The 22,406-nt window shown below is 64.4% G+C and carries 20 protein-coding genes; 10 read left to right on the forward strand and 10 right to left on the reverse strand.

Features of this window, described 5'->3' with window-relative positions; genetic code table 11:
- Positions 1 to 64 precede the first annotated feature (64 nt).
- The 4 genes from infA to BMZ48_RS04590 all read right to left on the reverse strand — a co-directional run bounded on the left by infA (position 65) and on the right by BMZ48_RS04590 (position 2,229).
- Positions 65 to 283 (reverse strand): translation initiation factor IF-1, encoded by a 219-nt coding sequence (infA, locus tag BMZ48_RS04575; protein WP_091532366.1) that lies wholly within the window; start codon positions 281 to 283, stop codon positions 65 to 67.
- A gap of 90 nt (positions 284 to 373) precedes the next feature.
- Positions 374 to 1,081 (reverse strand): arginyltransferase, encoded by a 708-nt coding sequence (locus BMZ48_RS04580; protein WP_091532368.1) that lies wholly within the window; start codon positions 1,079 to 1,081, stop codon positions 374 to 376.
- Positions 1,078 to 1,821 carry a leucyl/phenylalanyl-tRNA--protein transferase gene (aat, locus tag BMZ48_RS04585; protein ID WP_091532370.1) on the reverse strand — a complete coding sequence of 248 codons (744 nt, stop codon included), beginning with the start codon at positions 1,819 to 1,821 and terminating at the stop codon, positions 1,078 to 1,080. The genes BMZ48_RS04580 and aat overlap by 4 nt, the downstream gene beginning before the upstream one ends.
- 72 nt (positions 1,822 to 1,893) lie before the next feature.
- Positions 1,894 to 2,229 carry a hypothetical protein gene (locus BMZ48_RS04590; protein WP_091532372.1) on the reverse strand — a complete coding sequence of 112 codons (336 nt, stop codon included), beginning with the start codon at positions 2,227 to 2,229 and terminating at the stop codon, positions 1,894 to 1,896.
- A 140-nt stretch (positions 2,230 to 2,369) separates the two neighbouring features.
- Here BMZ48_RS04590 and BMZ48_RS04595 point away from each other — a divergent pair, with 140 nt between their 5' ends.
- The 7 genes from BMZ48_RS04595 (at position 2,370) to BMZ48_RS04625 (ending at position 9,806) form a co-directional block, all read left to right on the forward strand.
- Entirely contained in the window at positions 2,370 to 4,745 is a 2,376-nt protein-coding gene (locus tag BMZ48_RS04595) for a DNA translocase FtsK (protein WP_091532374.1), read from the forward strand.
- Between the two features lie 74 nt (positions 4,746 to 4,819).
- Entirely contained in the window at positions 4,820 to 5,443 is a 624-nt protein-coding gene (lolA, locus tag BMZ48_RS04600; protein ID WP_143383628.1) for an outer membrane lipoprotein periplasmic chaperone LolA, read from the forward strand.
- Between the two features lie 81 nt (positions 5,444 to 5,524).
- Positions 5,525 to 6,835 carry a replication-associated recombination protein A gene (locus BMZ48_RS04605; protein WP_366450094.1) on the forward strand — a complete coding sequence of 437 codons (1,311 nt, stop codon included), beginning with the start codon at positions 5,525 to 5,527 and terminating at the stop codon, positions 6,833 to 6,835.
- A complete protein-coding gene (gene crcB, locus BMZ48_RS04610) occupies positions 6,832 to 7,212 on the forward strand; it encodes a fluoride efflux transporter CrcB (RefSeq protein ID WP_200769519.1) in 381 nt (126 codons plus the stop codon). Before BMZ48_RS04605 ends, crcB begins: the two co-directional genes overlap by 4 nt.
- A gap of 52 nt (positions 7,213 to 7,264) precedes the next feature.
- Positions 7,265 to 8,551: a serine--tRNA ligase gene (gene serS, locus BMZ48_RS04615; protein WP_091532378.1), complete on the forward strand. Its 1,287-nt coding sequence runs from the start codon at positions 7,265 to 7,267 to the stop codon at positions 8,549 to 8,551.
- Between the two features lie 121 nt (positions 8,552 to 8,672).
- Positions 8,673 to 9,452, forward strand: a complete 780-nt coding sequence (locus tag BMZ48_RS04620) for a hypothetical protein (RefSeq protein ID WP_091532380.1) — start codon at positions 8,673 to 8,675, stop codon at positions 9,450 to 9,452.
- A gap of 36 nt (positions 9,453 to 9,488) precedes the next feature.
- The gene (locus tag BMZ48_RS04625; protein ID WP_091532382.1) at positions 9,489 to 9,806 is read left to right on the forward strand and encodes a hypothetical protein; all 318 of its coding nucleotides are present in this window, start codon (positions 9,489 to 9,491) and stop codon (positions 9,804 to 9,806) included.
- A 195-nt stretch (positions 9,807 to 10,001) separates the two neighbouring features.
- Here BMZ48_RS04625 and BMZ48_RS04630 read toward each other — a convergent pair whose 3' ends face one another.
- The 3 genes from BMZ48_RS04630 to cysB form a co-directional block, all read right to left on the reverse strand.
- Positions 10,002 to 10,505, reverse strand: coding sequence for a DUF934 domain-containing protein (locus BMZ48_RS04630; protein WP_091532384.1), 504 nt, complete (start codon positions 10,503 to 10,505; stop codon positions 10,002 to 10,004).
- Complete coding sequence (locus BMZ48_RS04635; RefSeq protein WP_091532386.1) at positions 10,502 to 12,169, reverse strand: nitrite/sulfite reductase; 1,668 nt, start codon at positions 12,167 to 12,169, stop codon at positions 10,502 to 10,504. Before BMZ48_RS04635 ends, BMZ48_RS04630 begins: the two co-directional genes overlap by 4 nt.
- Before the next feature lie 144 nt (positions 12,170 to 12,313).
- Positions 12,314 to 13,300: an HTH-type transcriptional regulator CysB gene (gene cysB / locus BMZ48_RS04640; protein ID WP_091532388.1), complete on the reverse strand. Its 987-nt coding sequence runs from the start codon at positions 13,298 to 13,300 to the stop codon at positions 12,314 to 12,316.
- A gap of 100 nt (positions 13,301 to 13,400) precedes the next feature.
- Here cysB and cysG point away from each other — a divergent pair, with 100 nt between their 5' ends.
- A complete protein-coding gene (gene cysG / locus BMZ48_RS04645) occupies positions 13,401 to 14,828 on the forward strand; it encodes a siroheme synthase CysG (protein WP_200769520.1) in 1,428 nt (475 codons plus the stop codon).
- 6 nt (positions 14,829 to 14,834) lie between these two features.
- On the opposite strand, the gene dxs is transcribed toward cysG, so the two are convergent.
- From dxs to BMZ48_RS04660, 3 genes are all read right to left on the reverse strand, one after another.
- Positions 14,835 to 16,709, reverse strand: coding sequence for a 1-deoxy-D-xylulose-5-phosphate synthase (gene dxs / locus BMZ48_RS04650; protein ID WP_091532391.1), 1,875 nt, complete (start codon positions 16,707 to 16,709; stop codon positions 14,835 to 14,837).
- 117 nt (positions 16,710 to 16,826) lie between these two features.
- Complete coding sequence (locus BMZ48_RS04655; RefSeq protein WP_091532393.1) at positions 16,827 to 17,720, reverse strand: polyprenyl synthetase family protein; 894 nt, start codon at positions 17,718 to 17,720, stop codon at positions 16,827 to 16,829.
- A complete protein-coding gene (locus tag BMZ48_RS04660) occupies positions 17,717 to 17,962 on the reverse strand; it encodes an exodeoxyribonuclease VII small subunit (protein WP_091532395.1) in 246 nt (81 codons plus the stop codon). Before BMZ48_RS04660 ends, BMZ48_RS04655 begins: the two co-directional genes overlap by 4 nt.
- Positions 17,963 to 18,111: 149 nt before the next feature.
- Between BMZ48_RS04660 and parE the strand changes: the two genes are divergently transcribed.
- Entirely contained in the window at positions 18,112 to 20,010 is a 1,899-nt protein-coding gene (gene parE / locus BMZ48_RS04665) for a DNA topoisomerase IV subunit B (RefSeq protein ID WP_091532396.1), read from the forward strand.
- Between the two features lie 115 nt (positions 20,011 to 20,125).
- Positions 20,126 to 22,360, forward strand: a complete 2,235-nt coding sequence (gene parC, locus BMZ48_RS04670; RefSeq protein ID WP_091532398.1) for a DNA topoisomerase IV subunit A — start codon at positions 20,126 to 20,128, stop codon at positions 22,358 to 22,360.
- Positions 22,361 to 22,406 lie beyond the last annotated feature (46 nt).

Consider the following 22,406-nt stretch of genomic DNA (forward strand, 5'->3'; position numbering starts at 1 on the left):
CTGATGCAGGTTCGGTCGGGGCATTCCCGGCGCGGCAGGTGCAGCGGGCTCGATCTGACCTGGCTTATTTGTCGCGGAAGGTGATCCGGCCCTTGGTCAGGTCGTAAGGTGTGAGCTGAACGGTGACTTTGTCGCCGGTGAGGATGCGGATGTAGTGCTTGCGCATCCGCCCAGAGATATGGGCGATGACCACGTGCCCGTTTTCCAACTTGACGCGAAACGTCGTGTTGGGCAGCGTCTCCACCACCACGCCGTTCATCTCGATGTGATCTTCCTTCGCCATACGCTCCGCCATGCCCAAAGAGGCGTGCATTATAGGGAAGTGGCGCGGAAATGTTCGCTCGCCGACGGCTGTCGGCATGCCAGGCGCAGGCTACTGCCGGTCAAGACTCCAGCCGCCGCTGCCCAGGATTTCCAGAGGCTGGAAACGTTGCTTGTAGGCCATTTTCCGGCTCTCCGGCACCCAGTAGCCGAGGTAAACGTGGCTCAAGCCCTCTTCGCGCGCGTGCTGGATCTGGTGCAACACCGCCAGCGTGCCGAGGCTGCGCGATGCCGCTGCCGGGTCGAAGAAGGTATAAACCGCGGACAGTGCCCGCGGCAGATGGTCGACGACGGCGACGCTGAGCAGGCGCCCATTCTTGCGGAAGCACCAGTAACGCACGGGTGCCCAGGGGCATTCGAGGAAGCCGTGGAAGGCATGGCGGTCGTCAGGATCCATGCCGCCATCGGCGTGGCGACCGAGCAGATACTTGCGGTATAGCGCGTAATGTTCGTCGCCGAGCGTATGCTCGAGTGTAAGATCGAGGTCGGTATTGATCTTGAGGCAACGCCGCTGTGCGCGGTTGGGGTGGAATTGGGCGACCGGAATGCGGGCTGGGATGCAGCATGCGCAATCCCGGCAATGCGGTCGGTAGACATGCCCGCCGCTGCGGCGGAAACCGAGTTCGAGCAGACGCTCGTAGCGCGGCGGATTGAGCCGCCACTGCGGATCGACGAAAGCGCTGCGCGCGATACGACCCGCCAGGTAGCCGCAGGCATGTTCGGCGCTGAGGTAGAGCCGTACTGGCTGGACGTCGTTCACGGTGGCAGATGGGCTGGGTCGGCCGGCCGCTCGATCTCGAAGTGCCAGCGCGACGGAAGACGCCCGCCGTCCTGTGCGAGTGCAAGGCGCCGCAAGAAGTCGCTGCGCGGCAGCTCGATGGCGCCGAGACTGCGCAAATGTGCCGAGCTGACCTGACAGTCGATCAGATCGAACGCCCAGTTTTCGAGCTGCCGGCACAGCCAGTACAGGGCGATCTTGGAGCCATCGTCGATCCGCGAGAACATGGATTCGCCGAAAAAGATGCGCCCCAGCGCCACGCCGTACAGCCCGCCGACCAGTACGCCGGCGCGCCAGACCTCGACGCTATGCGCATGGCCCCGCTCGTAGAGCTGGCGGTAGGCGTGGCGCATGTCGTCGCCAAGCCAGGTACCGCGGCTGTTTCCGCGCGGGGCGGCGCAGGCCGCCAGCACGCCATCGAAATCCCGGTCCATGGTGACTGCGTAGTCGGCCCGGCGCAGCGTGCGACGCAGTGAACGCGATACGTGCAGGTCCGCCGGTATGAGGACCGCACGCGGATCGGGGCACCACCAGAGGATGGGCTCGTCGGGGTTGTACCAGGGAAAGATGCCTTGGGCGTAGGCGCGCAGCAGTCGCGTAACCGACAGGTCACCACCGATCGCCAGCAGTCCATTGGGTTCGCGCATCGCCAGATGCGCGGGCGGGAAAGGCTGGTGCGGGTTGCGCGGATCCAGCCAGTGCAGACGGACCGGGCTATCCATGTCGGCTAGGCGGGGTGGCGTCACGCCAAGCATACGCCAGCGCGCCGGCGGCGCCCACCACCGGCATGCCCGTCAGTGAAAGGTCGGTGCCACTGCGGGCAGATCGCGCAAGGCCCACTGCACGACGGCATCGTGCTCGAAGCGGGTGATCGGCTCGGATTCGGCAGGCGGGCCTGCTTCGGACAGGCGACCGTGTTCGTCGAAATGGATTCGCGCACCAACGGTCTGGATGCGCAGTTCGTCGCTGTCCGGCACGTTCTCCAGCGTCAGTTGCAGGTAACGCAGATCATGTCCGGCGAACTCGGGCAACCGGCCAGCGCCGGCTGCGATCAGGGCTGCCTGTTCCGGCGTGAACTCACGGATGGTGCCCTCCGGCGTCAATACGAAATGGCGTGTCTGGATCGTCATGATCGACTCTGCAAACCCGTCTCTAACCGTTTGACCGTCACGGTATATGAAGGTTTACGGCCGTCTTTCAAGAGGCTTGAGGCGCAGCGGTGAGCGTCTTCGCCTCCGCTATACTCCCTCTGTTCGATTCCACCGTCCGCATGTCACGAAGCAAGTCCCACGCCACGGATGCCGCCGCCGGCCCGAGCTGGCTCGAACGGCTGCCGCGCGAGGCGGCCATGCTGGTTTGTCTCGGCTTGTCGCTGTTTCTGCTCGTCACCTTGGTCAGTTTTCATCCGGACGATCCAGGCTGGTCTTCGTCGGGGACGGGCGAGCCGGTCCATAACCTCGCCGGCGCAGCGGGCGCGTGGATCGCCGATGTGCTGCTTTCGCTGTGCGGTTATGTGGCCTTTCTTCTGCCGTGGGCCGTGCTGCTGATCGGGCTGCGGATTTTTCGCGCGCCGGAACCCGATGACAGCGGCATGCCGCGCGGGGTGCGGGTCGCCGCCTGGTTCGTGCTGCTCGCCAGCCTGGCCGCGCTCGCCGCATTGCACGTCGGCGCCTCGCCGCATTGGGCACCGCAAGGTAGCGGTGGGATCGCCGGGCAATGGCTCGCAGAAAGCCTAGTGGGCGTATTCAACGGTTTCGGCGCCAGCCTGGTATTGCTGACTCTGGCGATCGCGGCCGCGCCGCTGGCATTGATGTTTTCATGGCTCACAGTGGTTGATCGGCTGGGCGCCTGGATCCTGGCGCGCATGCAGCGCCGTGAACGGGCTGTCGCGCCCGCCGCTTCTCCCGATACGGCCATCTCCAGTGGTTCCTCTGTGGCCGGCGTCGCCGTGACAGCTGAATCCACGCCGGAATCCGAAAAATCCGGCGCACCGGTCAAGGAGAAAGACAAGCGCAAGCGCCGTCTGGCCCCGCTGCTGGGCAGCCAGGAAGAACAGCTCGAACTGCTGCCGGCGCCGCCTGCCGGGGACAAGCCCCGCAACACCACTCGGGCCAAAGCTACCGGTGAGCCGGTTCCGGCGTTCGACGGTGACCCGCTTCCGCCGCTGACGATTCTCGATCCGCCGCGCCCTTCCGGGCGACAGTACAGCGCGGAGGAGCTGGAGCGTCTGTCCCGCGACGTCGAGCGTCATCTGGAATCCTTCGGGGTGAAGGCACAGGTGGTCGCGGCAACGCCCGGGCCGGTCATCACGCGTTTCGAGTTGCAACCCGCCCCCGGGGTGAAGGGTTCACAAATCACCAATCTGTCGCGGGATCTGGCGCGCTCGCTGTCGGTGTCGAGCGTGCGCGTGATCGAAGTGATCGAAGGCAAATCGGTGATCGGTTTGGAGATTCCGAACCAGCGGCGCGAGATGGTGACGCTCAGCGAGATCGTTGGTTCCAGCGCTTATCGGCATGCGACCTCGCCGTTGACGCTGGCGCTCGGCAAGGACATCGCGGGGCATCCAGTCGTGGTGGATCTCGCAAAAATGCCGCACCTGCTCGTCGCCGGTACCACCGGCTCGGGCAAGTCGGTCGCGATCAACGCGATGATTCTGTCGATGCTGTTCAAGGCGACCAAAGACCAGGTGCGCTTCATCTTCATCGACCCGAAGATGCTGGAGCTGTCGGTTTACGAGGGCATTCCGCACTTGCTGACACCGGTGGTCACCGACATGAAAGACGCGGCCAACGCGCTGCGCTGGTGTGTCGGCGAGATGGAGCGGCGATACCGGCTGATGTCGGCATTGGGCGTACGCAATCTCGCCGGGCTCAACCGCAAGATCGAGGAGGCCGAAAAAGCCGGAGCGCCGATTGCTGATCCGCTCAAGGCCGCACCGCCCGATTTGTTCGATGCCGAACCGCCACTTTCGCCACCGGAGCTGCTCAAGCCGCTGCCGAACATCGTCGTCATCATCGACGAGCTGGCGGATATGATGATGGTGGTCGGCAAGAAGGTCGAAGAATTGATCGCACGACTGGCGCAGAAGGCGCGGGCTGCTGGCATCCACCTGATCGTTGCCACACAACGGCCCAGCGTCGATGTCATCACCGGCCTGATCAAGGCCAACATCCCATCGCGCCTGGCATTTCAGGTCGCCTCGCGCATCGATTCGCGCACGATTCTGGATGAGATGGGCGCTGAAACCTTGCTCGGTCACGGCGATGGTCTGTTCCGGCCGATCGGTGCGAGCCGGCTCGATCGCGTGCATGGCGCATTCGTCGATGATCACGAAGTGCACAAGGTCGTTGCTTATCTCAAACAGGTGGGGCCGCCGGAATACGTCGAAGATGTCTGTGCCGACGAAGCGCCGGCCAATCCCGGCGGCGAGGATGGCGAGGGTGCCGAAGCCGATCCGCTCTACGACCAAGCCGTGGCGCTGGTGCTCCAGACGCGCAAGGCATCGGTCTCCTGGGTGCAGCGGCGGCTCAAGATCGGCTACAACCGCGCTGCCCGCATGGTCGAACAGATGGAGGCCGCCGGTATCGTCGGGCCCAGCGGGCCGGGGGGTAATCGCGAGATCCTCGTTCCCGGTGGGCATGAGTGAGGCGTACCGTGTTCATTGGCGCGCCAGCCTTGTCGTTTCATACTCTCCAACAGAGTTGTCCGTTGCCCGTCGTCATGATCCGCATCGCTGTCGCTGCCGTATTGTGTCTCTGCAGTCCGCTCACGTTTGCGGCCAGCGAGGCGCAAGCGCGCCTGCAGCGGTTTCTCACCGAAGTGCAAACCCTGTCGGCCCGTTTCGAGCAGACGCAGTACGACGAACACGGCGCTGTGCTGGGCACGCGCAGTGGCGAGTTTGTGCTCGCGCGACCGGGGCGGTTTTACTGGCGCTACGATTTGCCCTACGAACAGCTGATGATCTGCGATGGCAAGCAGATCTGGAACTACGAGCCCGATCTCGCCCAGGCGACGGTGCGCGATGCCGACGCGGTGCTGCGCGACACGCCGGCATCGTTACTGGCGCAAGGCGAGCGCCTCGACGCGCGTTTCGTGATCATTGACGCCGGGCGCGAGGGGGACAGCGAAAAACTCCGGCTCGAGCCACGGACCGCAGATGCGGATATCCGTCTGATCGAGCTGTGGCTGCAGGCTTCGGGCGTGCCCGTGCGCATGCGTTTTCACGATCCGCTGGGCGGCGTCAGCGATATCCGTTTTGAGCATGTGCAGCGCAATCTGCGGGTCGACAGCCGGCGATTCCGTTTCACGCCGCCTGCAGGCGTCGATGTCGTGCAGCTCGATTAGGTGGATGCGATGACGTCGCAGGCTGCCCCGTCAGCGCCGAGCCGGGGCCAGACTGGTCTTTCTCAGCCGCTGGCCGAGCGCATGCGCCCGCAATGCCTCGACGACATCGTCGGGCAGGATCATCTGCTGGGGCCTGGCGCTCCGCTGCGCAGCTTGCTCGAGGCTGGCAGCGTGCCATCGATGGTGCTCTGGGGGCCGCCCGGGGTCGGCAAGACCACGCTCGCACGGCTGATCGCGCAGTACACGCGGGCGCGTTTCGTCACCCTGTCGGCGGTGCTTTCCGGCGTCAAGGAAATCCGCGAGGCAGTGGTGCAGGCGCAGACCGCCGCTGCCGCGCTCACGCCACAGGCAACGGTGTTATTCATCGACGAAATCCATCGTTTCAACAAGGCGCAGCAGGATGCACTGCTGCCCTATGTCGAGGACGGTACGCTGACACTTGTCGGTGCGACCACCGAGAATCCCTCGTTCGAGCTCAATGCCGCGCTGTTGTCGCGCGTGCGCGTCTTCGTGCTGCGCGCGCTGTCGGCCGAGGATGTGCGCAAGGTGTTGCAGCGCGCCTTGATCGATGCCGGTCACGGCTGCGGGCTTGCCGCGGATGCGCTGCCACCGCACTGGCTCGATCGTTTTGCCGAGGCGGCGGACGGGGATGCGCGCCGCGGGCTTGTGCTGCTGGAGACGGCCATGGAGCTGGTTCGTGCACAGACACGGGAATCTGGCTCCGGCGCTGAGTTCCGATTCGACGATGCCGTGCTCGCGCGCCTCGTCGGCCAGGGTCTACGGCGTTTCGACAAGCAGGGAGAGAACTTTTACGACCAGATCTCGGCGCTGCACAAGTCGGTGCGCGGGAGCGATCCCGATGCCGCGCTGTACTGGCTGGCGCGGATGCTCGACGGCGGCTGCGATCCGCACTACATCGCGCGTCGCGTGCTGCGCATGGCCGTCGAGGACATCGGTCTTGCCGATCCGCGCGCGCAGGCGCTGTGCCTGGACGCCTGGGATACCTACCAGCGGCTTGGCAGCCCGGAAGGGGAGCTGGCACTCGCCGCGGCCGTCGTCTATCTCGCCTGTGCGCCCAAGAGCAATGCGGTGTACACCGCCTACGGCGCTGCGCGCCGGCTCGTCGAGGGCAGCGGCTCGCTCGAAGTCCCGATGCATTTGCGCAACGCGCCGACACGCTTGATGAAAGATCTCGGTTACGGCCGTGGCTATCGGTACGATCACGACGAGGAAGGCGCCCACGCCGCAGGCCAGCAGTTCCTGCCCGACCGTCTCGTCGGCACCGAGCTGTACCATCCGGTGGCACGGGGTTTCGAGATCCGGATCGCCGAGAAGCTCGCGGTCTTGCGCCAGCAGCGCACAAGCCCACGTTCCGGTGAGGAGCACACATGATGCAATGGCTTGCGGTTGCGCTGGGCGGCGCACTCGGTGCCTTGGCGCGCTTTGGTATCGTGCGCCTGCTGACAGCCTGGTTCGGTCCGGCCTTTCCGCTGGGAACGCTCACGGTGAACGTGGCCGGCAGCCTCGCCGCCGGTTTGCTATACGTGCGCCTGGTAGAGCAGGGTGCGACCGACGGTGTGCTGTGTGCGCTGCTCATCGTCGGCTTTCTCGGCGCGTTCACGACATTCTCGGCCTTTTCGGTGGAGACGCTGCGCCTGCTCGAGGACGTCGGTCTTGGCGCAGCCGCGCTCAACGTCGCGCTCAACCTGGTGCTGTGCCTGGCCGCTTGTGGGCTGGGTTTGTGGATCGGCCGCGCATACTTCGCGTGAAGGCTGCGACGCAGCCCTACAATAACCGCCCCATCCACGCGATTGTCCGATCATGCTCGATCCGAAATTGCTGCGCGCCGATCCGGCACGCATCGCAGCCCAACTTGCGCGTCGTGGCTTCGTATTCGACGTTGCGGCGTTCCAAGCCCTGGAGAACCGCCGCAAGGCTCTGCAGACGCAGACCGAGAAGCTGCAGGCCGAGCGCAATAGCCGCTCCAAAGCCATTGGCATCGCCAAAGGCAGAGGAGAGGACATAGCGCCGCTGATGGCCGATGTCGAGCGCATCGCCGCGGAGCTCGAAGCCTGCAAGGCACAGTTGGAAACGGTACAGGCTGCACTCGAAGCGCTCATACACGGCCTGCCCAATCTGCCCCATGCCTCGGTGCCGGATGGCAAGGACGAGCATGACAACGTCGAGCAGCGCCGCTGGGGTACCCCGCGCAGCCCGCAAGGTGTGCGCGATCACGCCGATCTGGGGGAGGCGCTCGGAGCGATGGATTTTGCGGCTGCGGCCAAGCTCGCCGGTGCACGTTTCACCGTGCTGCGCGGCGAGCTCGCACGTCTGCATCGCGCGTTGATCCAGTTCATGCTGGACGTGCATACGCGCGAGCACGGCTACGAGGAGCTTTACGTCCCCTACATCGTCAATGCCACGAGCCTGTTCGGGACCGGCCAGCTACCGAAGTTCGGCGCCGATTTGTTTGCGCTACAGGGTGGGCAGGACTGGTATCTCATCCCCACCGCCGAGGTGCCGGTGACCAACCTGCTGCGCGACGAGATTCTGTCGGCCGATCAGCTACCCCGGCGCTGGGTCGCCCATACGCCGTGCTTTCGGTCGGAAGCGGGGGCCGCCGGACGCGATACGCGCGGCATGATCCGTCAGCATCAATTCGAGAAGGTCGAACTGGTACAAGCCGTGCTGCCAGAAAAATCCTACGCGGCTTTGGAGGAACTGACGGCGCACGCCGAGGCGATTCTGCGCCGGCTCGAGCTGCCCTACCGTGTCGTCGCACTATGTGCCGGTGATCTGGGCTTTGCCGCGGCCAAGACCTATGACATCGAGGTTTGGCTGCCGAGTCAGAACCGCTATCGCGAAATCTCCTCGTGCTCGAACTTCGAGGACTTCCAGGCCCGGCGCATGCTGGCGCGCTACCGCGATGAGACGACGAAGAAACCGGAGCTGCTGCACACGCTCAATGGCAGCGGGCTGGCGGTTGGGCGGACGCTCGTCGCGATTCTGGAAAACTACCAGCAGGGCGATGGTTCGATTGCGGTTCCCGATGCGCTGGCACCCTACATGGGCGGGATTAGGACCCTGCGGCCGTATCCCACGCGCTGAAGTATTGCGCACCGCATCACATGCCGGGGATTGAGTTTCTGCGCAAGACATTCCAAACTGTGGCTGGGGAGCTGCCCTGTCGGCATGCCCTAGGCCTCACAAAACCAAAGGACCAAGCGCGATGAAAAGTGTGAACTTCTCTTTTGCCGTGGGGGCCGTTGCGCTCGCCGCCGCAACTCCAGCTGCATTTGCCCAGGACGTGGCTGGGTCCACGGCGTCGCAGGTACTCGCCATTCCACAGGGTTACGCCGCATCCGCCTTCCAGGTGCCGATCGGTTCCGGCGCCGGCTGGGGGGGCATCGGTGTCGGTCTCTATGGACAGACCCTTGATGACGACATCTTCGCAGACGACTACGACGGCTCGGTTGGTCTCAACATCGGGCTGGGCGATCCGTCCAAGTATGTCGGTCTCGACGTGTCGGCCAGCTTCGCATCTTTGTCCGACGCAGACGGCAGCGACGATGGGCTTGGCGAGGCTGGCTCAGTCGGTCTCAAACTCCACACCAACCTGCCGGGGTACGCTTCAGTAGCCATCGGTGTGCAGACGATTGGACGGTGGGGCGCGGTTGCCGACGGCGGCAACGAATCAAGTGTCTATGCCGTGGCGTCGAAATACTTTGCACTGGGCGGCCAAGGCCTGGTGGCGACCCTCGGTATGGGGGATGGCGCTTTCCACGACGAGGCCAATGGCGTCGGCGTCTTCGGCGCGTTGGCTTACTATCCCGTCACCTGGTTTTCGGTGATCGGTGAGTACACGGGCCGCTTTGCGAATCTTGCGGTATCGGTGGCGCCGATCCAGCGTTGGCCGGTGACCCTGACCGCGGGCGCCGTCAATCTCGGCGACCGTTTCGACCTCGGCACCCAGTTTGCCGCCAGCGTCGGCGTCGGTTTCAGTTTCTGAAGACCCCGCCGGGCGTTTTCACCACGGAGCTTGACTATGAACTTGAAGACTCTTGCAGCCGCCGCCTTGATGGGTCTGTGTGCATCGGGTGTGGCTTGGGCCCAGTCTGGTAATTCCGGCTCAGGCCCGGGCGGCACGAACGTCGATAACATCGCGTTCAGCGTCAGTGGTAACCAGGTGGTCATCACCGCGGATGGCGTTGTCGCTGGCACGGTTCAGCTCCAGCCGGGGCAGAGTCCTGCGGAGGCGATCCGCGCCTTGATCGCTAGACTCGAGGCCTCCGGAGGCGCGTTCGCTGGCCTGCAGGCGCAGGCGCTGCGGGCAGCGGCCAAAGCCGCCGGTTTATTCGGCTGATCGTGCACTGATCGATGGCACACCCGCCTGGCAGTTGCCAGGCGGGTTTTTCGTGTCCGCTGCCGAGTCGACCGTCGACGGTTGTAGCGGGGATGGGCCGGCACACCGTGATTGGGACCCTGGGCAGCAGCAAGACGCACCGCGCAAGACTACCCGATGGCGAGCGTATGCTTGCCGGTCCTCAAAAAGCGAGGTTTACCGGCTGCGACGCCGCATCATGACCGATTCAGCAGCGCCCGGCGAGGTTTGGTACCACAGAATCTCGCGCGCGCGGACCCATTCGGTGATGAAGCGCTGCGGGTCTTGATCCTGGCGCAGTACGAAGGCGTTGATGCCGCACCGGTACATTTCGCGAACCTGGTCGATGGTGACGGCAACGCCGCTGGCGCGGATCTCGCCGGGATAGCGATAGCGTTCGCGCAGCAGACGTGCCTGGCTGTAGGCACGGCCATCGCCGAAAGCGGGGAATTGCAGTTCGATCAGCGGCCGGTCTGCGATGAGCGGCCAGACGTCCGCAAGGTCTGCGGTATTGGGCAGACGGATGCCGATGTTCGCGGCAGCGCTCGCCCGCAGCGGTTCGTGCTCGGATAACCAGCGCTCGAGCGAGACGATGAAGTTCCCGGAGGTCGGCAGCGGCGCGTCGTCGGCGAGTGCGCAATAGTCGTCGTGGGCGATGGCTCCATCGCGGATCAGGATCATGCGGCGACCTCCTCGCTGTAGAGGCGGGCCTTGAACGGCGCCATGCCGATGCGCCGGTAGCACTGCAGGAAGGTCTCCTCCTCGTCGCGGCGATGTTCGAGATAGACCTCGATGATGCGTTCGATCGCATCCGCGATCTCGGCCCGGCTGAAAGACGGGCCGGTGCGGTCTCCGAGGCTGGCGTCGTTCTCGGCGCTGCCGCCGAGCGTCACCTGGTACCACTCTTCGCCTTTCTTATCGACGCCGAGGATACCGATGTGGCCGACGCTGTGGTGCCCGCAGCCATTCATGCAGCCTGACATCTTGAGCTTGATCTCGCCTATGTCGTACAGGTGGTCGAGCGAGTCGAAGCGGTCGTTGATTTCGGCCGCCACCCCGATCGAACCCGCATTGGCCAGCGAGCAGAAATCAAGGCCCGGGCAGCAGATGAGGTCGGTCAGCAGCCCGATGTTCGGCGTGGCCAGGCCGGCGTTGCGCAGCGCCTGCCAGACGGTGAAGACGTCTTTTTGTTCGACATCGGCAAGCACGAGGTTTTGATCGTGTGTCGAGCGGATTTCACCAAAGCTGTAGCGCTCGGCTAAGTCCGCGACCAGGTCCATCTGTTCGGCGGTGATATCGCCGGGTGCAACGCCCGGTGCCTTGAGTGACACGAAAACGATCTTGTAGCCGGGCATACGGTGCGGTCGCACGTTGCGCTTGACGAATGCGGCAAAGGCGCGGTCGGCCGCGACGGCAGCATCGAAACTGCGGTCGGAGGCTGCATCGTGGCGATACGCAGGCGCTGTGAAATGCGCCTTCATGCGTTCGAGATCCTGCGGCTGTAGATCGAGCGCGGTGCGGTCGATTTGCGACCATTCGTGCTCGACCATCTGCGTGAATTTCGCGGGCCCCAAGTCTTTGACCAGAATCTTGATGCGCGCGCGGTGGATGTTGTCGCGCCGGCCCAGGCGGTTGTAGACGCGCAGGATCGCCTCCAGGTAAGACAGCAGTTGCGCTTCCGGCAGGAAGTCGCGGATCTTGTGCGCGAGCATCGGCATGCGTCCAAGACCGCCGCCGACATAGATTTCGTAGCCGAGCTCACCGGTTGTGCTGCGTACGATATGCACGCCGATGTCGTGGACGCGCGTTGCGGCACGGTCGGTCGTCGAGGAGGAAAAGGCGATCTTGAATTTGCGCGGCAGCCAGTTGAACTCGGGGTGGAATGTCGCCCATTGCCGCGTGATTTCGCAGTAGGGGCGCGGATCGACCAGTTCGTCGTGGGCCACGCCGGCAAGATGATCGGTGGTGATGTTGCGGATGCAGTTGCCAGAGGTCTGGATGGCGTGCATCTGCACCGAGGCGAGATCGGCGAGGATGTCCGGCACCTGTTCGAGACGGGGCCAGTTGAACTGGATGTTCTGGCGGGTTGTGAAATGTCCGTAGCCCTTGTCGTAGGTGCGCGCGATGTGCGCGAGCATGCGCATCTGCCGGGCCGAGAGAAGGCCATAGGGGATCGAGACGCGTAGCATCGGCGCGAAGCGCTGGATGTAAAGGCCATTGCGCAGGCGCAGCGAGCGGAATTCATCCTCCGACAGTTCGCCGGCGAGAAAGCGCCGCGTCTGATCGCGGAATTGCTCGACGCGTTGGTCGACGAGACGCTGGTCGTAGGCGTCGTACTGATACATGGGCGCTGGTGTCAGGATCCGGAAAGGATGGATGGGTCAACGGCGCGCGCAGGGTAGCAGCCGCGCGCGCCGGACCGAAGGCGATACGCGGCCTAAGTTCAGAACCAAGTGTTATGAGCAGTGGCCGATCGTTACGGCCTGTTCTTACGATGTGGCTGCCGGGACCTGCGGCACGCGTTCCTGTACACGCTTGCGGCGTTCTTCCGGGTCGGCAATGGCGCTGATCTCGTCGATCAGCTCGCGGGTCAGATGATGCGCGAACAGCTGCAGAAAGTCGTACATGTAGCCGCGCAGGAACAATCCGCGGCGAAAGCCGATGTGCGTGGTGCTGGCCTCGAACAGATGATCGGCGGCTAGTCGCACCAGATCGCGGTCGGCGCGTTCGTCGTAAGCCATCGATGCAATGATGCCGATGCCAAGACCCAGGCGCACATAGGTCTTGATGACATCGGCATCCACCGCGGTCAGCACGACGTCGGGTTTGAGTCCGTGCGCGGCAAAGGCTTGATCGAGCTTCGAGCGCCCGGTGAAGCCGAAGGTATAGGTGACGATCGGATATTGCGCGACGTCCCTGAGCGTGATCCGCTTGAGCTTGGTGAGCGGATGCTCGGGTCTGACCAGGATGCTGCGGTTCCAGCGGTAGCAGGGCAGCATCACTAGGCTATCGAAATGGTGCATCGCCTCGGTTGCGATCGCAAAGTCGGCCTGCCCATCCGCCGCCATTTTCGCGATCTGCGGCGGTGAGCCTTGATGCAGATGCAGCGTCACCTTCGGATATTTCTTGCGGAACGCCTGGATCACCGGTGGCAGCGCATAGCGTGCCTGGGTGTGCGTCGTGGCGATCGCCAGATCGCCGCGATCGGTATCACGGAACTCGGCGGCGACGCGCTCGATGTTTTCGACTTCGGCGAGCAGCCGGCGCGTGTATTCAAGGATACGCAGACCTGCCGGTGTGATTTCCGACAAATGCTTGCCGCTGCGGACGAAGATATCGACGCCAAGCTCTTCTTCGAGCAGGCGGATCTGCTTGCTGACACCGGGTTGGGACGTGAACAGCGCTTCGGCCGCCGCCGTGACGTTGAGGCCACGCTGGGCGACTTCGTGGATGTATCGGAGCTGGCGCAGTTTCATGGTCGTCGAGCTGGCACGACATATGCAATGAGAGAATAACAGTATAGGCGGCTATTCCATCCCATTGTGCATTGCCGAGATGTGTGGTCTTAATGATCCTATGAGCCCGACACCCTGGCCTTACTACCCCGTGTTCATGCGCCTGCGTGGTGAACGTGTGCTGCTCGTCGGGGGCGGCGAGGTGGCGGTGCGCAAGCTGCGGCTACTGTTGCGCGCCGGCGCGCGCCCGGCTCTCGTCGCCGCGCAGCTTCACGACGAGGTGCGGCAGCTGTGTGCGGAGGGCGCCGTGCACCATATTGGTGAGCATTTCACGCCGTTGCAGCTCGCCGGTGCGCGGCTGGTCATCGCGGCGACGTCCGATGCCGAGCTCAACCAGCGTGTCGCCGCCGCGGCCCAGCAGGCGGGTGTGCCGGTCAACGTGGTCGATGACGCGGCGCTGAGCAGTTTCGTCACACCGTCGGTCGTGGATCGTGCGCCGCTGCTCGTCGCGATCTCCACCGGCGGCGCGGCGCCGGTGCTGGCGCGGCGTCTGCGCGAGCGGATCGAGGCGTGGCTGCCGACGGGATACGGCCGCCTGGCCGCGTTCATGCATCGCTGGCGCGAGACGGTGTACACGCGTCTTGATGGGGCGGCCCGACGCGCCCTCTGGGAGCGTTTCCTCGACAGCCGCGCCGTCGAGCGCGTCCTGTCCGGAGATGAGGCGACTGCCGAGCGGGATTTGCAGCAGATGATCGAGGGCCGGCATCCCGGTGGCGAGGTGTATCTCGTCGGTGCCGGTCCCGGCGATCCGGATCTGCTGACGTTCAAGGCGTTGCGGCTGATGCAGCAGTGCGACGTGGTGCTCTACGATCGCCTGATTTCACCGCAGGTGCTGGATCTCGTACGTCGGGACGCGCAGCGGATTTTCGTCGGCAAGGCGCGTAGCCGGCACAGCCTGCCACAAGAGGAGATCAACGCCGAGCTGGTGCGCCTGGCCAAGGCCGGTTTGCGCGTGCTGCGCCTCAAAGGCGGTGACCCGTTCATCTTCGGCCGCGGCGGTGAGGAGATCGATACGCTGATGGCGCATGGCATCCCGTTCCAGGTGGTGCCGGGGATTACGGCGGCGAGTGGTTGTGCTGCTTATGCCGGCATTCCGCTCACCCATCGTGACTATGCGCAGACCTGCATTTTCATCACCGGGCATGCGCGCAAGGATGGGCAGCTCAATCTGCCCTGGGATCAACTGGCGCGGCGTGGCCAGACCGTGGTCGTTTACATGGGGTTGAGCACACTGCCGCAGATTGCGGCGCGGTTGATCGAGCATGGTCTGCCGTCGGACTGGCCCGCGGCGATGATCGAGCAAGGCACCTCGCCTGAGCAGCGGGTCGTCGTCGGCACGCTGGGGACGTTACCGCAGGCGGTGGCTGCGACCGGTTTCTCCGCGGCGAGTTTGTTGATCGTCGGCGAGGTGGTGCGCTTGCGCGAGCGGCTCGCCTGGTACGGCGGCGCCGGCGGCGAGTCCATCGCGCGGGCGGTAAGCCCTAGCTGAGGTCTTTCAGCCGCGGCGTGCGGTGCTGCGCTCGTCGAGATCGCGGCTGCGCAGGCGCTTGTGGATCGCACGCTGGATTCCGGCGGTGTCGAGTCCGCATTGGGCCAGCAGTTCCTCGCGCGTACCGTGTTCGACGAAATGATCGGGCAGACCGAGGTTGAGCACCGGCACGGCATGATGCTGCGCCAGCAGGACTTCATTGACGCCGGAGCCTGCGCCGCCCATGCGCACGTTGTCCTCGATCGTCACCAGCAGATCGTTTTCGTTGGCCAGTTCGAGGATCAGCTCGGTATCCAGTGGTTTGACGAAGCGCATGTCCGCGACGACGGCGTCGAGGATTTCCGCCGCTTCCAGAGCCGGCTGCACCATCGCACCAAAAGCGAGCAGGGCGACGCGCGGACGCCGGCGGCCGTGGGCTTCGCGCAGGATGCGCCCTTTGCCGACCGGCAACGGACGTGCATCCGGATCGCACGCGACGCCCGTGCCGCTGCCGCGCGGGTAGCGCACCGCACTGGGCTGGCGTAGCGCAAGACCGGTGGTGAGCATGCGGCGGCATTCGTTCTCGTCCGAGGGCGCCATGACCACCATGTTCGGGATGCAGCGCAAGTACGACAGGTCGAATGCGCCGTGATGGGTCGCGCCATCGGCGCCCACCAGGCCGCCGCGGTCGATGGCGAACAGCACCGGCAGGTTCTGGATCGCCACATCGTGGATCAGCTGGTCGTAGCCGCGCTGGAGGAACGTCGAGTAAATCGCGCAGACCGGCTTGAGGCCTTCGCAGGCCAATCCGGCGGCGAGGGTGACCGCGTGCTGTTCGGCGATGCCGACGTCGAAATAACGCTGCGGAAAACGTGCGGCGAATTCGACGAGACCGGAGCCTTCGCGCATTGCAGGCGTGATCGCGACCACCGTGGGGTCTGCGGCTGCGGCTTCGCACAGCCACTCGCCGAAGATCTGCGTGTAGCTCGGGCGTGCTGCCGCTTTTTTCTCCGGGAATGCGCCGGTGACCGGGTCGAACTGTGTGACGCCGTGATATTTGATCGGATCGGCCTCGGCGGGATCGAAACCCTTGCCCTTGACCGTGATCACGTGCAGCAGATGCGGGCCCGGTCGATCCTTGAGCTGCTCGAGTGTCGCCGTCAGCGCGTACAGGTCATGACCGTCGATCGGCCCGTGGTAACGGAATCCCAGGGTCTCGAACAGCGCACCGGGTGTGTCGAGGTGCATCGCATTGTGTTCTTCGGGTGGACGGGCGTGGTGCGGTGCCGCCATGCCGAGCTTCTTGAGCAGCCGGGCGGAGTGATCGCGCAGTGCGCCGACGTTCTCCGAGATCGACATGTCGTTGTCGTTATAGATCACGAGCAGGTCGAGCTTGAGATGGCCGACATGGTTGAGTGCCTCGAAAGCCATGCCGCCGGTCATGCCGCCGTCGCCGATGATGGCGACGATGCGGCGTTTCTCGTTCTTGATGCGTGCCGCAGCGGCCATACCCGCGGCGGCGGAGATCGACGTGGAGGAGTGACCTACGCCGAAGGCGTCGTATTCGCTCTCGCTGCGGTGGCAGAACGGCGCCAGCCCGCCGAGGCGGCGGATCGTTTCCAGGCGCGCGCGGCGCCCGGTGAGCATCTTGTGCGGATAAGCCTGGTGGCCGACGTCCCAGACCAGGCGATCATGCGGGGTGTCGAAGCAGCGATGCAGGGCGATCGACAGCTCCACGGTGCCGAGGTTGGCGGCAAAGTGCCCGCCGATGCGGCCCAGTGTCTCGATCAGGTAGCGCCGCATTTCGACCGCCAACTGCGGCAGCTCCTCTGGAGCGAGCGCGCGCAGATCGCCCGGTGTGTTGACGCGGCCGAGCAGGGCATATCCGGGAATGTCGGTCATGTGCGTGAGCTGTGCGTGCTGCGCCGAGGCAATGGGAATGGGGTCAAGGCCGGGTGCCAGTGATCCGAAACCAGCCGCCCATTATCGGACAAGTGCTGCAATGCGCAAAAGCGCCGCTCATCGATTGCGGACCTGGATCATCTCGATGAAATCGAGCAGCGGGCGCGCCTGTGCGCCCAGGGGCGTCAAGGCGGCACGCGCCTGGTCGAACAATTCCTCTGCGCGCGCGCGCGCGGCCGACAGCCCCAGCAGAGCGGGGTAGGTCGATTTGCCATGCGCCTTGTCCTTGCCCGCGGTTTTGCCCAGGGTTGCCGAAGAGCCTTCGATGTCGAGGATGTCGTCCTGGATCTGGAAGGCCAGACCGATGCATTTGCCGTAGCGGTCGAGCGCATCGTGGTGCGCGAGGCCGATGAGCGGGGCGGCCGTGCAGGCCAGGCGCAGGCAGGCGCGGATCAGCGCACCGGTTTTGTGAATGTGTAGCGCCTCCAGCTCGGCCACGGTCAGATGGCGGTTGTGCGACTGCAGATCGACAGCCTGGCCGCCGACCATGCCGCGTGAGCCTGCTGCCTCGGCCAGAATCTGTACCATGCGCAGGCGCTGGGCCGCATGCAGGCCATCGCCGTGATCCTGGGACAGCACCGCAAAGGCGAGCGCCTGTAGCCCGTCGCCGACCAGAATCGCCGTCGCCTCGTCATAGGCCTTGTGGGTGGTCGGGCGGCCGCGGCGCAGATCGTCGTTGTCCATGGCCGGCAGGTCGTCGTGCACCAGAGAGTAGGCATGGATCAATTCGACGGCGCACGCCGGCGCATCGAGCACGGCCGGATCGAGTTCCAGCACTTCGCCACACAAATACACCAGCAGTGGGCGCAGGCGCTTGCCGCCGTCGCAGGCGTAGCGCATCGCCTGGTGCAGCCGAGCCGGGTATTGCTCTTGCGGTGGCAGAAAGCGGTCCAGTGCCGCGGCCAGCCGCTCCCGGTAGGCATCGAGTCGCGCGGCAAACTCCGTGCTCACGGTTCATCGTCCTGGGCGGTGGATTCATCGAGCAGGTTGTGCACGCGCAGCTCGGCGGTGGCGAGCGCGCTGCGGCATTGACGCGCGAGTTCGACGCCGCGCTCGAACAGTGCGAGTGCTTCGTCGAGACGCAGCTCGCCGCGTTCGAGGCGTTGGACGATGCCCTCGAGTTCCTTGATGGCCTCTTCGAAACGGCTCACCGCATCATCGCCGTCGGCGGCAGGATCGGGGGGGCGCGTCATGTCCGGTCTCGGATGTGATAATGTCGATATTTGTAAAGCCGATATTGCGGATTGCAAACAGATATCCGCAATGCATTTTTCCAGTGTAGCCCGGTTGCTCCGTTTGCGTGCATCGGCTAGTGTCCGCCGGCTTTTTCCCTCCCGATCACATGGCTACCACGACTCAGTACAGCGCCGAAGCGATCGAGGTCCTGCAGGGCCTGGACCCGGTGCGCAAGCGCCCGGGTATGTACACCGACACCACGCGCCCCAACCATCTCGCCCAGGAGGTCATCGACAATGCGGTTGACGAGGCGCTCGCCGGCTATTGTCGCAGCATCGCGGTGATCCTCCACGAAGACGGTTCGCTGGAAGTCGCTGACGACGGGCGCGGCATGCCCGTGGACGTGCATCCGCAACATAAGCTCACTGGCGTGGAGCTGATCCTCACCAAGCTTCATTCCGGCGCCAAGTTCTCGAACAAGATGTACCAGTATTCCGGCGGCTTGCACGGGGTCGGAGTGTCGGTCGTCAACGCCCTGTCGAGCCGGCTTGAGGTGCGTGTCTTCCGTGGCGGCCAGGAGCATCACATCGAGTTTCGCAACGGCGAGCGCAGCTCCCCGCTCAAGGTCGTCGGCACCGTCGCCAAGAACCGTACGGGGACGACGGTGCGGTTCTGGCCCGATCCCCAGTACTTCGATTCGCCGAAGTTCTCGGTCGTGCGGCTCAAGCAGGTATTGCGTGCCAAGGCCGTGCTATGCCCCAACCTCAAAGTGACCCTCGACGACCGCCTCAACGGTGAGCAGTGGGTCTGGCAGTACGAGAATGGTTTGCCGGATTACCTGCGCGATACGCTCGGTGATGCCGAGATGTTGCCGGCTGAACCTTTCGTCGGTCATTTCAAGGGCAGCCGCGAGGAGGCCGAGTGGGCGCTGGCGTGGATCGACGGAGAAAACCAGGTCGAGCCGACCGCCGAAAGCTATGTCAACCTGATTCCAACCCCGCAGGGCGGCACCCATGTCAACGGTCTGCGTACCGGTCTGACCGAAGCGATCCGCGAGTTCTGCGAGTTCCGCAACCTGCTGCCGCGTGGGCTCAAGCTCACGCCCGAGGATGTCTGGGCCGGCTGCGCCTATGTGCTGTCGGTGAAGATGCACGATCCGCAGTTCGCCGGGCAAACCAAGGAGCGACTGTCCTCGCGCGAGACCGCGGCTTTCGTTTCCGGTGTCGTCCACGATGCGTTCAGCCTCTGGCTCAATCAGCATCCCGAACAGGGCGAGCAGATCGCGCAGCGGGTGATCGCCAACGCCAGCGCGCGCCTCAAGCAGGCCAAGGCCGTCGTGCGCAAAAAGGTCACCAGCGGTCCGGCGCTACCGGGCAAGCTCGCCGACTGTGTGTCCAGTGATCCGGCCCAGACCGAGCTGTTCTTGGTGGAAGGCGACTCCGCCGGCGGTAGCGCCAAGCAGGCGCGCGACCGCGAGTTCCAGGCCGTGATGCCCTTGCGCGGCAAGATTCTCAATACCTGGGAGGTCGATCCGGGCGAGGCACTGGCTTCTCAGGAAATCCACGACATCTCGGTGGCGATCGGCGTCGATCCGGGCGGCAGCGACATCAGCGGTTTGCGCTACGGCAAGATCTGCATCCTGGCCGATGCCGATTCCGACGGATTGCACATCGCCACGCTGCTATGTGCCTTGTTCTTGCGGCACTACCGCCCGCTGGTCGAGGGCGGGCACATCTACATCGCCATGCCGCCACTGTTTCGCATCGACGCAGGCAAGCAGGTGTTCTACGCGCTCGACGAAGCCGAGAAACAAGGCGTGCTCGACCGGCTTGCCGCCGAAGGTCATTGCGCCAAGATCAGCGTCACCCGCTTCAAGGGCCTGGGCGAGATGAACCCGCTGCAGTTGCGCGAGACGACGATGGCGCCGGATACGCGCCGCCTGGTACAGCTGACACTGGACGACGCCAGGACCACCGATGAGCTGATGAACCTTTTGCTCGGCAAAAAGAACGCCGCCGACCGCCGGGAATGGCTGGAGCGGATGGGCGACAAGGCCGATGTGTGAGGACACGATGCGACGCAGGCCGTGCGCGGACCATGCGCGCCTGGTCGCAGGCGATGGCCGGTGCCGGCATGCCCTGAACCGGCATTGCCCCGGCCTTTGACGGAGAAACCCAGCGATGCAAGCACCGGATACTGAAAAACTGCCTTTGCGGGTCTTCGCAGAGAAAGCGTATCTCGATTACTCCATGTATGTAGTGCTGGACCGCGCCCTGCCGCATATCGCGGACGGATTGAAGCCGGTACAGCGCCGCATCATTTACGCGATGAGCGAGCTGGGTCTGTCGGCGCAGGCCAAGCCGAAGAAGTCGGCGCGTACCGTCGGTGATGTCATCGGCAAGTTCCACCCGCACGGGGATGCGGCGTGCTACGAGGCCATGGTGACGATGGCGCAGCCATTCAATTACCGGCATCCGCTGATCGACGGGCAGGGCAACTGGGGTTCGCCGGACGATCCCAAGTCGTTCGCGGCGATGCGCTACACCGAATCGCGGCTGACACCTTATGCGGCAACGCTGCTCTCCGAGCTCGATCAGGGCACGGTGGATTGGGTACCGAACTTCGATGGCACACTGCAGGAGCCGCGGCTGCTGCCGGCGCGTCTGCCGAACATTCTGGTCAATGGCACCACCGGCATTGCCGTCGGCATGGCCACCGACATTCCGCCACACAACATCCGCGAGCTGGTCGCAGCCTGTCTGCATCTGCTCAAGCATCCGAACGCGCACGTCGAGACGCTCTGCGAATTCGTTCCCGCGCCGGATTTCCCGACTGCCTGTGAGATCGTGTCCGAACCGCACGAATTGCTGAAGCTGTATCAGACGGGCAGCGGCCAGGTCCGCGCACGCGCGCGCTGGGAACGCGACGAGGAGGGCAACATCATCGTCACGCATCTGCCTTACCAAGTATCCCCGGCCAGGGTGCTGGAGCAGATCGCCGAGCAGATGCGTGCCAAGAAGTTGCCACTGGTCGAGGATCTGCGTGACGAGTCGGACCACGAGAATCCAACACGCCTGGTCATCGTTCCGCGCTCGAACCGTGTCGACTGCGATCAGTTGATGGCGCATCTGTTTGCGACCACCGATCTCGAAAAGAGCTACCGCGTCAATCTCAATGTGATCGGCCTGGATGGCCGGCCCAAGGTGAAGAACCTCAAGGAGATACTCTCCGAGTGGCTGGACTACCGCTTTGCGACGGTGACCCGGCGGCTCAATCATCGCCTGGGCAAAGTCAATGAGCGTCTGCACCTGCTCGAGGGCCTGCTGATCGCTTATCTCAACATCGACGAGGTGATCCGCATCATCCGCTACGAGGATGACCCCAAAGCGAGCTTGATGCGCACCTTCGCGTTGACCGAGATCCAGGCCGACTACATCCTCGATCTGAAGCTGCGCCATTTGCAGAAAATCGAGGAGATGAAAATCAAGGGCGAGCAAGAGGCACTCGCATCCGAGCGTGCACGCCTGGAAGAGTTGCTCGGTGACGACGACAAGCTCAGGAAACTGATCGGCGAAGAGCTCAAGGAGGATGCGAAGAAATACGGCGACGAGCGGCGCTGCCCGATCCATGCCCGGCCGCCGGCCCAGGCCCTGGAAGCTGCCGACATCCTGCCGGCCGAGCCGGTGACCGTGGTGCTGTCCAAGGCAGGCTGGATTCGTGCCGGCAAGGGGCACGATCTGGATCCGCTGGGTCTTTCGTACAAGGCCGGCGATGAATATCTCTGCCACGTGCAGGGCAAGACCAACCAGTTGCTCGTGCTGATCGACCACAAGGGCCGCTGTTACACACTCAATCCGCGCGAGCTGCCATCGGCCCGTTCCCAGGGTGAGCCGGTGACCACGCGCCTGGATCTGCAGGATGGCGGCCGTATCGTCGGCATGATGATGGGCGAACCCAACGACCGCTACGTGCTCGGCAGCGACGAGGGGTATGGCTTCATCGCGCGTCTGGGCGAGCTGGAATCGAACAAGCGCACCGGCAAGGCCGTCGTCAATGTCGGCGAACGTGCCGGTGTACTGCCGCCGGCGCGCGTCACCGATCCAGCCCAGGATCGCTATGCGCTCGCCACCGCGGAAGGCCGTCTGCTGGTGTTCCCCCTTGCCGAGCTGCCCGAGCTCGCCAAGGGCAAGGGCAACAAACTCGTCGCACTCAAGGGCGAGGACCGCATCCTCGCGGTGACCGTGCTGCCGCCGGCCGCGAGCCTGGAGCTGGTCTGCGGCAAGCGCACGCTCACCCTCAAACCCTCCGACCTGCAGCATTACACCGGCTCGCGGGCGAGCCGGGGCAGTCATCTGCCGCGCGGTTTCCAGCGCGTGGATCGCATGCACGCCGTGCTCGCCGGCACGGCGTCATGAAACGGTCGTGAAACCGGCTCTTGAATTTGTGGTCCAAGCCCGCACA

The sequence above is a fragment of the Fontimonas thermophila genome, assembly GCF_900113085.1.
GTDB lineage: Bacteria > Pseudomonadota > Gammaproteobacteria > Nevskiales > Nevskiaceae > Solimonas > Solimonas thermophila.

Bases quoted from the DNA above. Each gene is read 5' to 3' on its own strand.
- lolA (WP_143383628.1), top strand. From the start codon at position 4,820: ATGATCCGCATCGCTGTCGCTGCCGTATTGTGTCTCTGCAGTCCGCTC.
- BMZ48_RS04630 (WP_091532384.1), bottom strand. From the start codon at position 10,505: ATGATCCTGATCCGCGATGGAGCCATCGCCCACGACGACTATTGCGCA.
- BMZ48_RS04595 (WP_091532374.1), top strand. From the start codon at position 2,370: ATGTCACGAAGCAAGTCCCACGCCACGGATGCCGCCGCCGGCCCGAGC.
- infA (WP_091532366.1), bottom strand. From the start codon at position 283: ATGGCGAAGGAAGATCACATCGAGATGAACGGCGTGGTGGTGGAGACG.
- cysG (WP_200769520.1), top strand. From the start codon at position 13,401: ATGAGCCCGACACCCTGGCCTTACTACCCCGTGTTCATGCGCCTGCGT.
- parC (WP_091532398.1), top strand. From the start codon at position 20,126: ATGCAAGCACCGGATACTGAAAAACTGCCTTTGCGGGTCTTCGCAGAG.
- parE (WP_091532396.1), top strand. From the start codon at position 18,112: ATGGCTACCACGACTCAGTACAGCGCCGAAGCGATCGAGGTCCTGCAG.
- aat (WP_091532370.1), bottom strand. From the start codon at position 1,821: ATGGATAGCCCGGTCCGTCTGCACTGGCTGGATCCGCGCAACCCGCAC.
- cysB (WP_091532388.1), bottom strand. From the start codon at position 13,300: ATGAAACTGCGCCAGCTCCGATACATCCACGAAGTCGCCCAGCGTGGC.
- BMZ48_RS04605 (WP_366450094.1), top strand. From the start codon at position 5,525: ATGCGCCCGCAATGCCTCGACGACATCGTCGGGCAGGATCATCTGCTG.
- crcB (WP_200769519.1), top strand. From the start codon at position 6,832: ATGATGCAATGGCTTGCGGTTGCGCTGGGCGGCGCACTCGGTGCCTTG.
- BMZ48_RS04620 (WP_091532380.1), top strand. From the start codon at position 8,673: ATGAAAAGTGTGAACTTCTCTTTTGCCGTGGGGGCCGTTGCGCTCGCC.
- serS (WP_091532378.1), top strand. From the start codon at position 7,265: ATGCTCGATCCGAAATTGCTGCGCGCCGATCCGGCACGCATCGCAGCC.
- BMZ48_RS04590 (WP_091532372.1), bottom strand. From the start codon at position 2,229: ATGACGATCCAGACACGCCATTTCGTATTGACGCCGGAGGGCACCATC.
- BMZ48_RS04635 (WP_091532386.1), bottom strand. From the start codon at position 12,169: ATGTATCAGTACGACGCCTACGACCAGCGTCTCGTCGACCAACGCGTC.
- BMZ48_RS04625 (WP_091532382.1), top strand. From the start codon at position 9,489: ATGAACTTGAAGACTCTTGCAGCCGCCGCCTTGATGGGTCTGTGTGCA.
- BMZ48_RS04660 (WP_091532395.1), bottom strand. From the start codon at position 17,962: ATGACGCGCCCCCCCGATCCTGCCGCCGACGGCGATGATGCGGTGAGC.
- dxs (WP_091532391.1), bottom strand. From the start codon at position 16,709: ATGACCGACATTCCCGGATATGCCCTGCTCGGCCGCGTCAACACACCG.